At 58.5% G+C, this 14,379-nt stretch carries 13 protein-coding genes; 10 read left to right on the top strand and 3 right to left on the bottom strand.

The features are described 5' to 3' along the window. Position 1: 1 nt before the first annotated feature. Positions 2–2,665: a leucine--tRNA ligase gene (leuS, locus tag FHR98_RS00965; RefSeq protein WP_183414738.1), complete on the bottom strand. Its 2,664-nt coding sequence runs from the start codon at positions 2,663–2,665 to the stop codon at positions 2–4. Between the two features lie 127 nt (positions 2,666–2,792). Next, positions 2,793–3,335 (bottom strand): DUF3576 domain-containing protein, encoded by a 543-nt coding sequence (locus tag FHR98_RS00960; RefSeq protein WP_183414737.1) that lies wholly within the window; start codon positions 3,333–3,335, stop codon positions 2,793–2,795. Between the two features lie 511 nt (positions 3,336–3,846). Here FHR98_RS00960 and FHR98_RS00955 point away from each other — a divergent pair. From FHR98_RS00955 to FHR98_RS00915, 9 genes are all read left to right on the top strand, one after another. Further along, positions 3,847–4,935, top strand: a complete 1,089-nt coding sequence (locus FHR98_RS00955; protein WP_183414736.1) for a porin — start codon at positions 3,847–3,849, stop codon at positions 4,933–4,935. A 384-nt stretch (positions 4,936–5,319) separates the two neighbouring features. Next, entirely contained in the window at positions 5,320–6,459 is a 1,140-nt protein-coding gene (locus tag FHR98_RS00950) for a porin (protein WP_183414735.1), read from the top strand. Positions 6,460–6,779: 320 nt separating this feature from the next. Next, positions 6,780–7,874 carry a porin gene (locus FHR98_RS00945; protein WP_183414734.1) on the top strand — a complete coding sequence of 365 codons (1,095 nt, stop codon included), beginning with the start codon at positions 6,780–6,782 and terminating at the stop codon, positions 7,872–7,874. Positions 7,875–7,990: 116 nt separating this feature from the next. Further along, positions 7,991–8,848 (top strand): sulfotransferase domain-containing protein, encoded by an 858-nt coding sequence (locus tag FHR98_RS00940; protein WP_183414733.1) that lies wholly within the window; start codon positions 7,991–7,993, stop codon positions 8,846–8,848. Positions 8,849–8,889: 41 nt separating this feature from the next. Beyond that, positions 8,890–10,086, top strand: a complete 1,197-nt coding sequence (locus FHR98_RS00935) for a JmjC domain-containing protein (RefSeq protein ID WP_183414732.1) — start codon at positions 8,890–8,892, stop codon at positions 10,084–10,086. Between the two features lie 14 nt (positions 10,087–10,100). Further along, positions 10,101–11,000 (top strand): sulfotransferase domain-containing protein, encoded by a 900-nt coding sequence (locus FHR98_RS00930; protein WP_183414731.1) that lies wholly within the window; start codon positions 10,101–10,103, stop codon positions 10,998–11,000. Further along, the gene (locus tag FHR98_RS00925) at positions 10,993–11,826 is read left to right on the top strand and encodes a sulfotransferase domain-containing protein (protein ID WP_183414730.1); all 834 of its coding nucleotides are present in this window, start codon (positions 10,993–10,995) and stop codon (positions 11,824–11,826) included. The genes FHR98_RS00930 and FHR98_RS00925 overlap by 8 nt, the downstream gene beginning before the upstream one ends. 3 nt (positions 11,827–11,829) lie before the next feature. Further along, on the top strand, positions 11,830–12,696 hold the full coding sequence (locus tag FHR98_RS00920; RefSeq protein ID WP_183414729.1) for a sulfotransferase domain-containing protein: 867 nt from the start codon (positions 11,830–11,832) through the stop codon (positions 12,694–12,696). Next, positions 12,693–13,391, top strand: coding sequence for a YggS family pyridoxal phosphate-dependent enzyme (locus FHR98_RS00915; RefSeq protein WP_183414728.1), 699 nt, complete (start codon positions 12,693–12,695; stop codon positions 13,389–13,391). Before FHR98_RS00920 ends, FHR98_RS00915 begins: the two co-directional genes overlap by 4 nt. On the opposite strand, the gene FHR98_RS00910 is transcribed toward FHR98_RS00915, so the two are convergent. Beyond that, complete coding sequence (locus tag FHR98_RS00910) at positions 13,388–13,918, bottom strand: L,D-transpeptidase family protein (RefSeq protein WP_183414727.1); 531 nt, start codon at positions 13,916–13,918, stop codon at positions 13,388–13,390. The two genes, FHR98_RS00915 and FHR98_RS00910, sit on opposite strands and share 4 nt — an antisense overlap. 100 nt (positions 13,919–14,018) lie before the next feature. Here FHR98_RS00910 and arsC point away from each other — a divergent pair, with 100 nt between their 5' ends. Then, entirely contained in the window at positions 14,019–14,369 is a 351-nt protein-coding gene (gene arsC, locus FHR98_RS00905) for an arsenate reductase (glutaredoxin) (protein WP_183414726.1), read from the top strand. The last annotated feature ends 10 nt before the right edge of the window (positions 14,370–14,379 follow it).

Here is a 14,379-nt window from a genome sequence, read left to right as displayed (position 1 = left end):
CTCAGACAACAACATTCACCACCCTGTTGGGCACCACGATGACTTTCCTCGGCGCCTTGCCCTCCAATGCCCGCACAACACCATCGGCACTCAGTGCGGTTTTTTCCGCCAGACCCTTGTCGCAGTCCTTAGGCAAAAGGATCGTGGCCTTGAGCTTACCATTAACCTGAATTGCAACGGTAACTTCGTTTTCATGCAACAGGTCGGACTCCGGTTCCGGCCAGGCCTGGTTTGCCAGCAAACCCTCTCGCCCGAGGCGCTGCCACAATTCTTCTGCCAAATGCGGCATCATGGGGCCGATCAAACGGGTCAGGATCTCAAGCGTCTCGCGCAGCACCCAGGCGTCCGAATCGGCGCCGGGTTTAAAGCTCTGCAAGTCGTTTGACAATTCATAGACCCGCGCGACCGCCTTGTTGAAGCGGAACTGTTCGACATCTTCGGACACATCCCGCACGGCACGGTGCGCCCGGCGCCTGAGCGCAATCCCTTGATCGCTGAAGCTGGCAGGCTTTGCGGTCTCGACGGGCGGTAAGGTCTCTATCGCCTCGTTCGCCTGCCGCCAAAGGCGTTGAGTGAAGCGCCAGGCTCCGGCGATACCGGCATCGGTCCATTCCATATCACGGTCGGGCGGGCTGTCGGACAACATGAACCAGCGCGCCGTATCGGCGCCGTAGTCGCGGATGATGATCTCCGGATCGACAGTGTTGCGCTTGGACTTGCTCATCTTCTCGACACGGCCGATCGTGACGGGCTTACCGTCGGGCCCGACGGGCCGATCACCGTCGCGAGACACCTCGTCCGGGGAAAGCCAGTCACCGTCGGCGTTGCGGTAGGTCTCGTGCCCGATCATGCCTTGGGTAAAAAGACCGGCAAAGGGCTCCTTAATGTCCAGGTAGCCGCAATCCTTGAGCGCACGGGTGAAAAAACGCGCGTAGAGCAAGTGAAGAACGGCATGCTCGATTCCACCGATATACTGGTCGACGGGCAACCAGTAATCGACGTCCTCTCGGGTCATCGGCAGGTCGGCGCGCGGGCTGCAAAAACGCGCAAAATACCAGGAGGAATCGACAAAGGTATCCATCGTGTCGGTATCGCGCCTGGCGGCTGCTCCGCAGGACGGGCAGGGCACAGCCTTCCAGGTTGGGTGCCGCTCCAAAGGATTGCCGGGTTGACCAAACTCGATGTCCTCGGGCAGTTGCACCGGCAGCTGGTCCTCGGGCACCGCGACAGGGCCGCAAGAATCGCAGTGGATAATTGGGATCGGGCAGCCCCAATAGCGCTGTCGGGAAACGCCCCAATCGCGCAGGCGGTATTGAATCACGCCCTCCGCACAGCCAAGCGATTCCAAGTGGTCGATCGCTTTTTCGACCGCCTCTACTGGTGTAACCTTCGGGTCGGTGAGGAACGAAGCGCGCGTGTAGAACACCCTCTCATCGGCGGATTTATCCGCAAAGGCCGTCTTGCTGATATGGAAAATCAGCGCCTTGCCGCTCGGCCCGGAGACTGCCAGGAGCGGGTTCTCTGCCAACTTCGATGCAAACGCCTCGAACTCAGCCCCGGTCGGGTCGCGAGCGTCGAGCGGTCGATAGGTCTCGATGACCGGAAGGCCGTACTTGTTTGCAAAATCAATGTCGCGTTGATCGTGGGCCGGGCAACCGAATATCGCCCCGGTTCCGTAGTCCATGAGCACGAAATTGGCGACGTAGATCGGAAGTTCACGATCACCAAGATGGCCAAGCGTTCCTTTCAGCCCGGTGTCGTAGCCCAGCTTCTCCGCCGCTTCAATTGCCGCTTCGCTAGTACCCAAGTGGTCGCACTTGGCGATAAAGGCGCGCAGGCCAGCATCCTTCTCCGCCAGCTCCTGGGTCAGGGGGTGGTGTGGTGAAACCGCCAGGAAGGAAGCGCCCTCGATGGTGTCGGGACGGGTCGTAAAGACTTCAAGAGGTTCGCTGCGACCTTGAACGGAAAAGCGGACCCGGGCACCACGAGACCGGCCAATCCAATTTTCCTGCATCAACCGAACCTTATCGGGCCAGCGATCCAGGCTCTCCAGGCCTTCGAGCAAATCGTCGGCATAACTGGTGATCTTAAAGAACCACTGCGGCAGCTTACGTCGCTCCACAGGAGCGCCGGAACGCCAACCGCAGCCGTCGATAACCTGTTCGTTGGCGAGCACCGTGTGATCCACGGGGTCCCAGTTCACCCAGGACTCCTTACGGTAGACCAGAGCGTTCTTGAAGAAATCCAGGAACAGCCGCTGTTGATGCCGGTAGTAACCCGGGTGACAGGTCGCCACCTCCCGGCTCCAATCGATGGAAAGGCCCATCGATTGCAATTGCTCGCGCATTGTCGCGATGTTCTCGAAGGTCCAGCGCGACGGGTGCACACCCTTCTGCATCGCGGCGTTCTCGGCCGGCAGGCCAAAAGCATCCCAACCCATCGGATGCAGGACATTGAAACCGCGGGCGCGCTTGTAGCGTGCGATCACGTCCCCAATCGTGTAGTTACGGACGTGGCCCATATGAATCCGCCCCGAAGGGTAGGGAAACATTTCGAGCACATAGTATTTGGGTTTGGTTTTATCGTCCCGAACCGCAAAACACTGGGATTCCGTCCAGGCTTTCTGCCATTTGATTTCGGTCGATTTGGAATTGTAACGGCTCATGGACGTCCTGAACTCTTAGCTGTGCCGCGGCAACCCCCCGATTGCCGGTCAGATCCTGTTAGCGCATGCCCCTAAGCCGCAGCCCAATCAGCAAACCGCAGACCGCTGCGCTCGATGCGCGCTGGCTTTACTGAATGGATGCGATCCGTAACTGGCGCGCGCGCGTGAGAATTGCATTCTCAAGGTCGACCGCCGTCTGCTTCTCCACCGCAGCATCCGTCCACACGCCGTTCTGCAGATTTTGCTTGAAGACGGAAGCCCGCAAGCCATCCGCACGAAGCTGCCGGGTAAGGATGAAGACGTTCACCTTGAAACGCTCACCGGGCGAATCGCTCGGCTGATACCAGTCAGTGATGATAACGCCGCCAAAGGGGTCGGCCGAAGCAAGCGGCATGAAGGAGACAGTATCCAGAGAGGCCCGCCACAGGAAGGTGTTGACCGCTATGCCAGAGCCACTCTCGAGTTGAGTCTCCTTGTCCGAACCGCCAAAGAGCACGAGGCCGTCTTGACCGAATATGCTTTCCTGCTCTTCGTAACCCGGCTTCGAACCCTGCCGTTTGCCCGGGTATACGGCCTCGGTGTTCTGCCCGCCGCAAGCCGCCAAGAAGGCCAGCAACAGCGTAGAAATCACCAAACGGCTTGCGAAGAAGCTGTCTCTGTTTTGACCCATAATCTTCATGCTTCCCGTCTCAAGAAGTCCCACCTATCAGGCGTCACGACCCCGGACGCCGCGCGGCGTATTTCGCGCTCTTTAGACCACGGTGGCGCACCGGAGGTCAAGAAAGCAAGCGTTCCACTTGTCAGCTATGTCACTCTTGTAATGTCGTTTGACCTTCCGCGCGCCTTATTAACCGAACAGTTAATTGTAATTATTCTTTGAAAACGCATGGGTTCAGTCGGAAACAGGGGGTTTCTTCAGTTCATTTCCGCATTACTGTTTGTAAGCCTTTGAGAATCCAACGACGTTAACGAACTGTGTCCTTGATGCAACAGTATGGTGCGAAGGTCACAAAAAACATTCAATTACGTTGACCGGCGCGGCGCTCTGCATAAAGTGTTGATGCTGCTCGGGGGCGAGGAATCCGGGCAATAAAAGTACGGGGGGCGCCCAGCGCTCCATTTGCGAGGAATGATGAACCGGTTTCTTAAATTACCGGTTCGCAATAGAAAGGGTGAAAACCATGAAAAAAGTGCTTCTCGGCACGACCGCCCTTGCCGTTGCCAGCTTCGTCGGGGCCCAGCAGGCCAAGGCGCAGTTCGAGGTTACGGTTGGCGGTTACACGGAGCAGAAGTTCGGCTATTCGAGCGTTGACATCGACGGCACGACGGCCGACTTCGACGGCTTCGACCTGAAGTCCGACTCGGAAATCCACTTCAAGGCGAAGCAGACTCTCGAGAACGGCCTGACCTTCGGCGTTCAGATCGAACTCGAAGGTGAGACCAACACGGGCGACCAGATCGACGAGTCCTATGTCTTCATCCAGGGCTCCTTCGGTCAGTTGCTGCTCGGCTCCGAGAACTCGGCTGGTTACAAGATGACCTATGCCGCTCCGGACGTCAGCTTCGCGAACGTCAACTCGGGCGACCAGACCAACTGGCTGCCTTCCTTCGGTCTCGGTTCCACGCAGGCTGGCTACTTCCGCCGCGTGCTCGGCACGACCTACCTTGAGTTGGACGGCGTCAACGACTCCCAGCGCGTGACCTACTTCACGCCGCGTTGGAGCGGTTTCCAGCTTGGTGTTTCCTACACGCCCGATGGCGCGCAGGACAACAACTCGCAGCTGACCGAAACCCGCGCCTTCAAGAACGCCTTCGACATCGCGGCCAACTACGTCAACTCCTTCGATGGCTTTGACGTTGCTCTGTCCGGTCGTTATGGCTTCGCTGAAGACGAAGTGAACGCCAACAGCGATCCGGAAGTCTGGAGCGTCGGTCTGAACCTCGGTTATGGTGGTTTCACCATCGGTGGTTCTTATGCCGATGCCAACGACCAGGGTGCCAACACGGGTGAGGCCTACGATGCTGGCGTGTCCTACACGACCGGTCCTTGGGGCGCTTCCTTCACCTACTTCCACGGTGAAGCAGAAGGTTCAGTCCTCGCCGGTGACGAAGAGCAGGATGCATTCCAGTTCGCCGTCTCCTACGCGATGGGCCCGGGCGTGACGCTCGAAGGCAACATCACCCACGTCAAGTTCGAAGACGACGACGGTGGCGCCAACTTCGACGACAAGGCGACTTACGGCATTCTCGGCGTGAAGCTGAGCTTCTAAGCTCAAGCATCACGGCATCTGCCGAATTGGGAAGGGGGCGGTTTACCGCCCCCTTTTCTTTTGTCTCTTCATGGCCTTTCGTTGTCTGCACCGCCCGATGTTTGGCTAGAGAACAGGGCGCTCATCTCTCCCGGCCTCACAACCGCTTTCCTCGCGACCCCAATGCCGCAGCCTGCCGCCTGTGATCAATATGCAACAGTCGTTACATTATTGTAGCGATCTGGCGGACCTCATCTTGTGCCCAAAGAGTAATAAAGTACTGTTCGTTACAGAACGAATCCACAAGTGCGTGGACCGTTCGTTCCTGGGGCATAGGGCAATTCCTCTCCCAGCCTACATTTGAACCAGGAACCGTGGGGCAATATCTCGATAGCGGGAGGCCCCATGGTTCGCGACAGAAAGGGTAGTATCATGAAGAAGGTGCTTCTCGGCACGACCGCCCTTGCCGTTGCCAGCTTCGTCGGGGCCCAGCAGGCCAAGGCGCAGTTCGAGGTGACGGTTGGCGGTTACACAGAGCAGAAGTTTGGTTACGCCAGCGTTGACGTTGACGGCAACAATGGTGACTTCGACGGCTTCGATGTGAAGTCCGACTCTGAAATTCATTTCAAGGCCGCACAGACGCTTGAGAATGGCCTGACCTTCGGTTTCGAAGTCCAGCTTGAAGCGGAAAGCAACACCGGCGACCAGATCGATGAATCCTTCCTCTTCGTTCAGGGGTCCTTCGGTCAGCTTCTCGTCGGCTCGGAAAACACCGCCGGTTACAAGATGACCTACGCCGCGCCCGACGTAGGCTTCGTTAACGTCAACTCCGGCGACCAGACCAACTGGCAGCCCTTCATTGGTCTGAATGCCGGCTTCTTCCGTCGCGTATTCGGCACGACCTTCATCGAATTGGACGGCAACAACGATGCCCAGCGGTTGACCTACTTCACGCCGCGTTGGAACGGTCTGCAGATCGGCGCTTCCTACACGCCGGACAGTGCGCAGGACAACCAAAGCCAGTTCGCTGAAACCCGCGATTTCAAGAACGGCTTCGACATCGGCGCCAACTACGTCAACACCTTCAGTGGTGTCGATGTAGCAATCTCTGGCCGTTATGGCATTGCCGATGACGACAGCTCTAGTGGTGCGGCGACCGTGCCCGGCTCGCCCGGCGACGTGGACACCGATTCCCCAGAGTTGTGGTCGGTGGGTCTGAACCTTGGCTACGCTGGCGTCACCATCGGTGGCTCCTACGCCGAGGCTGATGCCCAGGGCGTCAACACAGGTCGCTCCTATGACGCGGGTATCTCTTACGAAACCGGCCCTTGGGGTGCCTCCTTCACCTATTTCCACGGTGAAGCGAGGGGCAGCTTGGTCAATCCGGGTGATGACGAGCAGGACTCCTACCAGTTCTCCGTCACCTACGCGATGGGCCCGGGCGTCCTGATCGAAGGTAACGTGACTCGTAGTGAGTTCGACGACGATGGCGGCATCGACGAGGATGTCACCTACGGTCTAGTGGGCGTTAAGCTGAGCTTCTAAGGCTCTGCCAACCTCACGGCGAAGACGGGAAGGGGGCGGTTTCCGCCCCCTTTTTGTATATCTGGGCGCCTGTCGCAGGGGCTACTCACTGTTGCGGTTTTGCAACAGGTGTCACAAACGTATAGTCCAAAACAGAAACACGTCTTGATTGAAAGGTGGCTTGCCATAGGCTGCGCATCGGATCGATTCAGATAAAACAAACGCGAATCGACCACCTAGGGGGCCCCGGGACAACCTGTCCCGGCTCATAAAAACAAGGAACCGCCGCAAGGTTTCCCGCAAAGGACCAAAAGCGGTTCGCGAATGAAAGGGTGATTACCATGAAGAAAGTGCTTCTTGGCACGACGGCGCTTGCCGTTGCCAGCTTCGTCGGGGCCCAGCAGGCCAAGGCGCAGTTCGAGGTGACGGTTGGCGGTTATATGGAGCAGAAGTTCGGTTACTCGAGCGTTGACATCGACGGCACGACGGCTGATTTCGACGGCTTTGATGTCAAACCGGACTCGGAAATTCACTTTAAGGCCAAGCAGACTCTGGAAAACGGCCTGACTTTCGGCGTCGATGTTCAGCTCGAGGCGGAAACCAACACCTTTGACCAGATCGACGAATCCTACCTCTTCATCCAGGGTTCCTTCGGTCAGATCCTGCTCGGTTCCGAGAACTCGGCCGGCTACAAGATGACCTATGCCGCGCCGGACGTCAGCTTCGCCAACGTCAACTCGGGCGACCAGACTAACTGGCTGCCCTCCTTCGGTCTCGCCACCACTGCGGCTGGTTATTTCCGCCGCGTGCTCGGCACGACCTATCTTGAACTGGACGGTGTCAACGATTCCAACCGCGTCACCTACTTCACACCGCGTTGGAATGGTCTGCAGCTTGGTGCTTCCTTCACGCCGGACGGCGCGCAGGACAGCCTGACCCAGTTCTCCGAAACCCGCGCCTTCAAGAACGGCTTCGACATTGCGGCCAACTACGTCAACTCCTTCGACGGATTTGATGTTGCTGTGTCCGGCCGCTACGGCTTCGCCGACGATGATTCCGGGGCAACCGACAGCAGTCCGGAATTGTGGAGCGTTGGTCTGAACCTCGGTTATGGTGGTTTCACCATCGGTGGTTCTTACGCCGAAGCCAACGACCAGGGCGTGAACACGGGTGAGTCCTACGATGCCGGCGTGTCCTACACGACCGGTCCTTGGGGTGCGTCCTTCACCTACTTCCACGGCGAAGCAGAAGGGACTGTCGGTCTTGCCGGTGACGAAGAGCAGGATGCGTTCCAGTTCGCCGTCTCCTATGCGATGGGCCCGGGCGTGACGCTCGAAGGCAACATCACCCACGTCGAGTTCGACGACGATGACGGTGGCGCCGGCTTCGATGACCACGCGACTTACGGCATTCTCGGTGTGAAGCTGAGCTTCTAAGCTCAAGGCATCACGGCGTTTGCCAATATGAGAAGGGGGCGGTTTACCGCCCCCTTTTTGTCGCGAGGTCGGCTACCCCTTCAATCGGCTCGGCAAACAGGCTATTCATGCCTGCCATGAAGAAGAACCTCGTTTGGCTGGCCTCCTACATAAAATCCGGGAATACCTGGATGCGCTTCCTGCTGGTGAACTATCTGCTGGATAGGGAAGAGCCGTTGCCGATCAGCGAGATCGGCCGTTATACCTATGGCGATATGGCCGCGCGCGCGTTTCAGCGGGTTGCCGGGCGTCCCTTGACTGACCTCAGCTTGCGGGAGATCCATGACCTCCGCCCCGCGGTGCAGCGACTTTATGCTGAAGCCCGCGATGATATCGTGCTGGTGAAAACCCATTCGTTGGCGGGAACGATCTATGGAACGGCGACGGTGCAACCGGCGCTTACGCGCTGTTCCCTCTACATCGTCCGCAATCCTCTCGACGTCGCCGTGTCGCGGATTCACCATCTGGGTCAGGATACCGAGGAATCCGTCGCGGCCATGGGCGATCCCTCCAACATGTTCATGGGCGACAACAAGGCAACCGTGTTTCAACCGGCGGGCACCTGGAGCCAGCACGTGCTGAGTTGGATCGACTCCAAACCCTTGAAAACATTGATGGTGCGGTACGAGGACTTGTTGGAGGACGCGGAACGCGAGCTCACGCGCGCGCTGCAGCATATGGGCATGCCTGTGGATTCCGGGCGTGTGCGCAAGGCCGTGGCCTTCAGCAGTTTTGATGAGTTATCTCGGCAGGAAAAGGAAAGTGGATTTCAAGAGGCCTCGCCCAAGAGCGCAGCGTTTTTCCGACGCGGCAGCAGCGGCGAAGGCGGGACGCGCTTGACGCAAGAGTCCCTCGCGCGTCTATATCGGGACCACAAGGCTGTCATAGAGCGGTTGGGCTATGCTAAGAGCTTTCATGACCTTGGCCTGCGTTAGTAGGACCGGCCCAAAAGGCGGTAAAGCAGAAGAGGAATGAAATGACGACCGGATTGAGCTTTCGCGCACTTCTTGCGTCGGAGACCCCCGAGGAGTTCCTCGCCAAAACCTACACACGCAAGCCGCTCTTCATTAAGGGTGATGCGGCAAAGGCCGAAGCCGTATTCTCCTGGGGACAGCTCAACGAGATGCTTCAGGTTGCCAACCTTTGGAGCGAGGCCTCGATGGACCTTGCACTGAACGGCAAGCTGATACCGCCGCAGAAGTTTTGCTATGCCTCGGTAGACCGGGAAGGCCGACCCTGCCAGCGACCTGACCCGCGCAGCGTGCAGCAGGCTTTGAAGCAGGGTGCCACCCTGGCGCTGGCTTTTGCGGACACGCTCTCTCCAGGAGTCAGGGCGACCTCTTTGGCAGTTGGGGCCAACGTTTCGGCGCCGGTGAACACCTCGATTTTCGCCTCCCACAAAGGCATTCAGGGTTACAACGAGCACTTCGATACGCAGAATGTCTTTGCGCTCCAGATTTCCGGCGAGAAAACCTGGCGCGTCTACGAGAACAGGATACCCTCGGTTGCTGCAATACCGGGATTTGATAGCGAAAGCCTGACGCCCGACCAGGTGAAGGAACGGATGGGCAAGGTCCTGTTGGAAGTGACGGCCAAACCGGGCGACTTGCTCTACATTCCGCATGGTTTCGTCCATGCCGCGACAGCCTCTAGCGAGGATTGCCTGCACGTATCGTTCGGCGCCTGTCACTTTGTCCTGCAGGATTACATGAACCTGCTGATGCGCGAGTTGCCGCAGGAAGTGCTGTTCCGGCAGTATCTGCCGCACTTTGAGGACAAGAAGAGCTACGAGACACTGCTTCAAGAGGCGGCGGCAAAGCTCACGGAGATCATGAAGCGTCCGAACCAGGCGCAGGCGATGGCGGACTACGTGCGGCAGAAGACGTTCGAGATTTATGCTTCCTACAATCTGCCGCTCCGCGAGTCCATGGACCTGTTCCGGGTTCGCAATCTAGGCGTGAAGCTGGTGCGGCGCGGTAGCGGCTTTCAGGTCAAGCGGGGTGACCAGAAGCTTGATTTGGATGAGACGCAGAGCCGCGTTGCCGAATGGCTCCTGGATCGGGACTTCGCCGCACGCCACGAGATCGAAGGAGCGTTCCAGGATATCGAGAAGCCGAGAATGCACGGCGTATTGCAAGGATTGTTGGCCGCTGGCGTCCTGGAAGCACTCTAGGCGAGGAGGGACCGGTGCGCAGGAATCTCGTCTGGCTCGCGTCCTTCCTAAAATCGGGAAACACCTGGCTGCGATTTCTTTTGGTTAACTACCTGCTGAACCGTGACAAGCCGGTAGGGCTGGACGAAATCGGCCGCTACAGCTTTTCCGATACTGGCGTGCGCGCTTTCACCAAGGTCGCGGGACGGCCTGCCGGCACTCTAAGCGATGCCGAGATCATGGCTTTGAGGCCATCGGTTCAGCGCTTTTACGCGCAAAATCCGGCCGACGTCGTCTTCGTCAAGACCCATAGCATGGTGGCCGACGTCGAGGGCACGCCCACCATTGATTCTGCGGTTACCAGAAACACCTTGCATGTCGTGCGCAATCCGATGGATGTCGCGGTGTCCTTCGCCAATCATTACGGCTGTTCATTGGACAAGGCCGTCGAGTCACTCTGCCGCGATACGCTTGTGCTGCGCGGCAATCCCAAGCGAAACCTGCTCAGCGTGGTGGGAAGCTGGAGCGCGAACAATGCAAGCTGGATCAACAGCAAGGCGCTAAAGGTGCTGACTTTGCGATATGAGGATATGCAGGCCGACACGACAGCCGCACTGGACAAGGCCTTGGTTCATATCGGTCTCGAACCAGATGCGAGCCGTATCGCGGCTGCTGTAGGATTCTCCAGTTTTGAGCGGCTCTCCCGACAGGAGGCTGAGACAGGGTTCTCCGAGGCCGCGCGTGACGGCGGCCGTTTCTTTCGAGCAGGCAAATGTGGCGAAGGCGCGCGCAAGCTGGGGCCGGACCTGATAGCCCGCCTGTGGGATAAACATGAAGCGATGATCACCCACTTTGGTTACAAACCAGATTTTGAGCGGGCCCTGAAAGCGGGCGTGAGAAGCGACCCCGAAGCGTCGGGAGTGCAACGTGGGTAAGAATCTGTTCTGGCTGGCCTCTTATCCTAAGTCCGGAAACACCTGGGTGCGGCTTTTCCTTGCCAACTATCTGGCCCGGACAGAGCAACCCTTTCCGATCAATCAGCTGGGAAAGATGGGATACGGCGACGTGATCGGCGAGGCTTATGGCAAGATCGCAGGAAGACCGCACACGACCCTGACCGAAGCCGCTGTGAATCGTTTGCGACCGGCGTTGCAACGCGCTCTGGCGCGCAATCCCTCCGATGTTCTGTTTGTTAAAACCCATAACGCCAACATCCGACGTGACGGCGAGAGGCTGATTTCGCCCGAAGTAACCCGCGGCGCGCTCTATATTGTGCGCAACCCTTTGGACATGGTTCCTTCCTATGCGGATCACTACGGAATTACGCCGGAAGCCGCTTCAATTGCCATCGGTCAAAAGACCAACCAGATTCTCGCCAATCAAACCAATGTCGCCCAGTACATCGGAAGCTGGAGCGACCACGTGCTCTCGTGGGCCGATGACCGCAAGCTCGGTGTGCTGGTTCTGCGCTATGAAGACCTGCAGGCCGACCCGCGGACGGCTTTTGTCAAACTGTTGCGGCACATCGGCCTGGAGCCGGAGGACGGGCGGCTGAAGAAGGCCATAGAGTTCTCCAGCTTCAAGGAAGCCCGCCGACAGGAAGACGAGCACACCTTTGTCGAGCGCTCGCGCAACTCGAAATCCTTCTTTCGCTCCGGCAAGGTCGGCGCGGGTCGCGCAGAGCTATCGCCGCTTATTCAGCAACGAATTACGGCCGACCATGGAGATGTCATGCGCCGCTTTGGTTATCTGGAGGACTGAAGCATGGGACGCATCATATGGCTGGCCTCTTATCCGAAGTCGGGGAACACTTGGCTCCGGGCTTTTCTGGCCAATCTGGTGCTTGATCGAAAGGAGCCCTTGCCGATCAACGATCTAAAAGCCTTCACCCTTTCAGATACGCGGCCGCGCTTTTATGCAGCGGCCTCGGGGCAGGCCCTTGAGGCCTTGGACCTCAACGATGCCGAGGTCGTTGCGTTGCGACCGAAGGTTCAGGAGATGATCGCCGCCGAACGTCCGCACGATCATTTCGTCAAGACCCATAGCATTTATGGAAAGGTCGGCGGCCATCCGCTTTTTGCACCGACGCTTTCCGCTGGCGTGGTTTACGTCGCTCGCAATCCGCTGGATGTCATCCCTTCCTATGCGGCACATTTCAATCTGAGCTTGGACCAGGCGATCCTGGCGCTTGAAAGCCGTGAAAACTGCAGCCCGACAGCGGGAGCTTCCATCGGCTACGTCATGGGGCGCTGGTGTGACCACGTGGAAAGCTGGATGTCGAACAAGCAGATTCCCTGCATTGTCTTGCGTTATGAAGATCTGGCGACAAGGCCTTTGCAGGTTTTCGGGCATCTGGCCAAGACACTCGGCATTGCAGGCGATCCAGAGCGTTTGCAGCGCGCGATCGATTTTTCTTCTTTCAAGGAGCTGTCGCGCCAGGAACGGGAATCGGACTTCAGCGAACGGCCGCCCCATGCGGATCGCTTTTTCCGATCCGGCAAGGTTGGCGCTGGAGCCGATCTCTTGAGCGCGGCCCAACGTGACCGGGTGATAAAAGTACAGGGACCAATGATGCGGCGATTGGGGTATCTCGACGACGCAGGAAAGTTGACCAAACAGGTGACGGCATGAGCAGAGAAGACAGTGTTGCCAAAACGGCATCCGAGCGTTTGCAGATGGTTCGAGACGCTATTGGTGTCGCGGCGCGGGAGGCCGGGCGGTCGCCGGATGCGGTAACGCTCGTGGCGGTCAGCAAGACCCATGACGCCGCTGCAGTGGTCGAACTTTTGGGCTGTGGTCATCGCGTGTTTGGAGAGAATCGGGTCCAGGAGGCTCAGGGAAAGTTTCCCGATCTGAAGGTTTCTTACGCCGACCTCGAACTGCATCTCATCGGGCCGCTGCAGACCAACAAGGCGGGTGACGCGGTCGCGCTGTTCGATGTCATCCAGACTGTGGATCGCCCCAAGCTGGCGCGCAGCCTTGCTAAGGAGATGGATAAGCAGGGTCGACGACCCCGCTGCTTCATCCAGGTCAATACCGGTGAGGAGGCGCAAAAGGGAGGCGTGTTGCCGGCGGATCTCGAGGCGCTGGTGACGCTTGCCCGCGACCTCGACCTGCCGCTCGAGGGATTGATGTGCATACCGCCGGTCGAGGAAGATCCGGCGATTCACTTCGCCTTTCTACGGGAGTTGGCGCGCCGTCACGGTTTGTCGGAGCTCTCTATGGGAATGAGCGGGGACTTCGACGTGGCCGTCACGTTCGGAGCGACCTTCGTTCGCGTCGGCACCGCACTCTTTGGGGCACGCGACTACAGCCAACAGGGTTAAGCTGCGGGCCCGGGTGCCAGCACCTCGATAACGTCGCCCTGCCCGATCAGTGGCAGGAGCGCCAGCAGATCGGTCTTACTCAACGCGACACAGCCCTCGGTGGGGGCATAGTTTTCGCGCGCGACATGAAAGAAGATGGCGCTTCCTTTCCCGGCAACCGGAGGTGCGTCATTGTAGCCCATGGGGATGATGAGGTCATAAACGCCGTCGTCACGCCAAAGCGTTTCATGCCCGGCGGCGTAGGGCAGAAGCACCGGCTTGTTATAGGCTGAATCGGTTGGATCGTCGCACCATCCGTCATTCGGCCGCAAGGCTCTGGCGGGAAGACCGCAGGCCGGCAAATTCAGACGATCCGGTCGATAGAGCAGTTCTCGAAGGGGCCAAAGCCCGATGGGTGTGGCGCCGTCACCTTCCAGTTTGTCGTGCTTTAGACCGCCTCTGCCGACGGCGCAGCGCCAACGGCGACCGCCCAACCGCAACCAGAACTGCGGTCCGTCCTGTTCCACCAGGAAGCGTTTGCCGGTCATGGCATTCCTTTCCGGTCAGTTGCTTGCCCTTCCGGCCTCGTCGGGCTATAGCCGAGTCTGCAAGGTATTATGCAGTGAGTCGCGAAGGAAAGGTAAGTCGATGGCCGTCATTCTGTATCACAACCCGCGTTGTAGTAAATCCCGCCAGACGCTGGCGATTTTGCAGGATAGGGGCGTTGAGCCCCAGGTCATCGAGTATTTGAAGATGCCGCCGGATGCAGCCACTCTGTCGGACATTCTGGATAAGTTGAGCATGGCGCCGCGCGATCTCATGCGCCGCAAAGAGGCTGTGTATGGCGAGTTGGGGTTGGATAATCCGGAACTCGGTCGAGACGCCTTGATACAAGCAATGGTCGAGAACCCAATTCTCATCGAGCGTCCGATTCTCGTAGTAGATGGCCGAAAAGCCGCCCTTGGCCGTCCGCCGGAGCAAGTCCTCGGTATCCTTTGAACCGACAAGT

The sequence above is a fragment of the Limibacillus halophilus genome, from assembly GCF_014191775.1.
Taxonomy (GTDB): Bacteria; Pseudomonadota; Alphaproteobacteria; order Kiloniellales; family CECT-8803; genus Limibacillus; species Limibacillus halophilus.
This window is presented reverse-complemented; position numbering and strand designations above follow the sequence as displayed.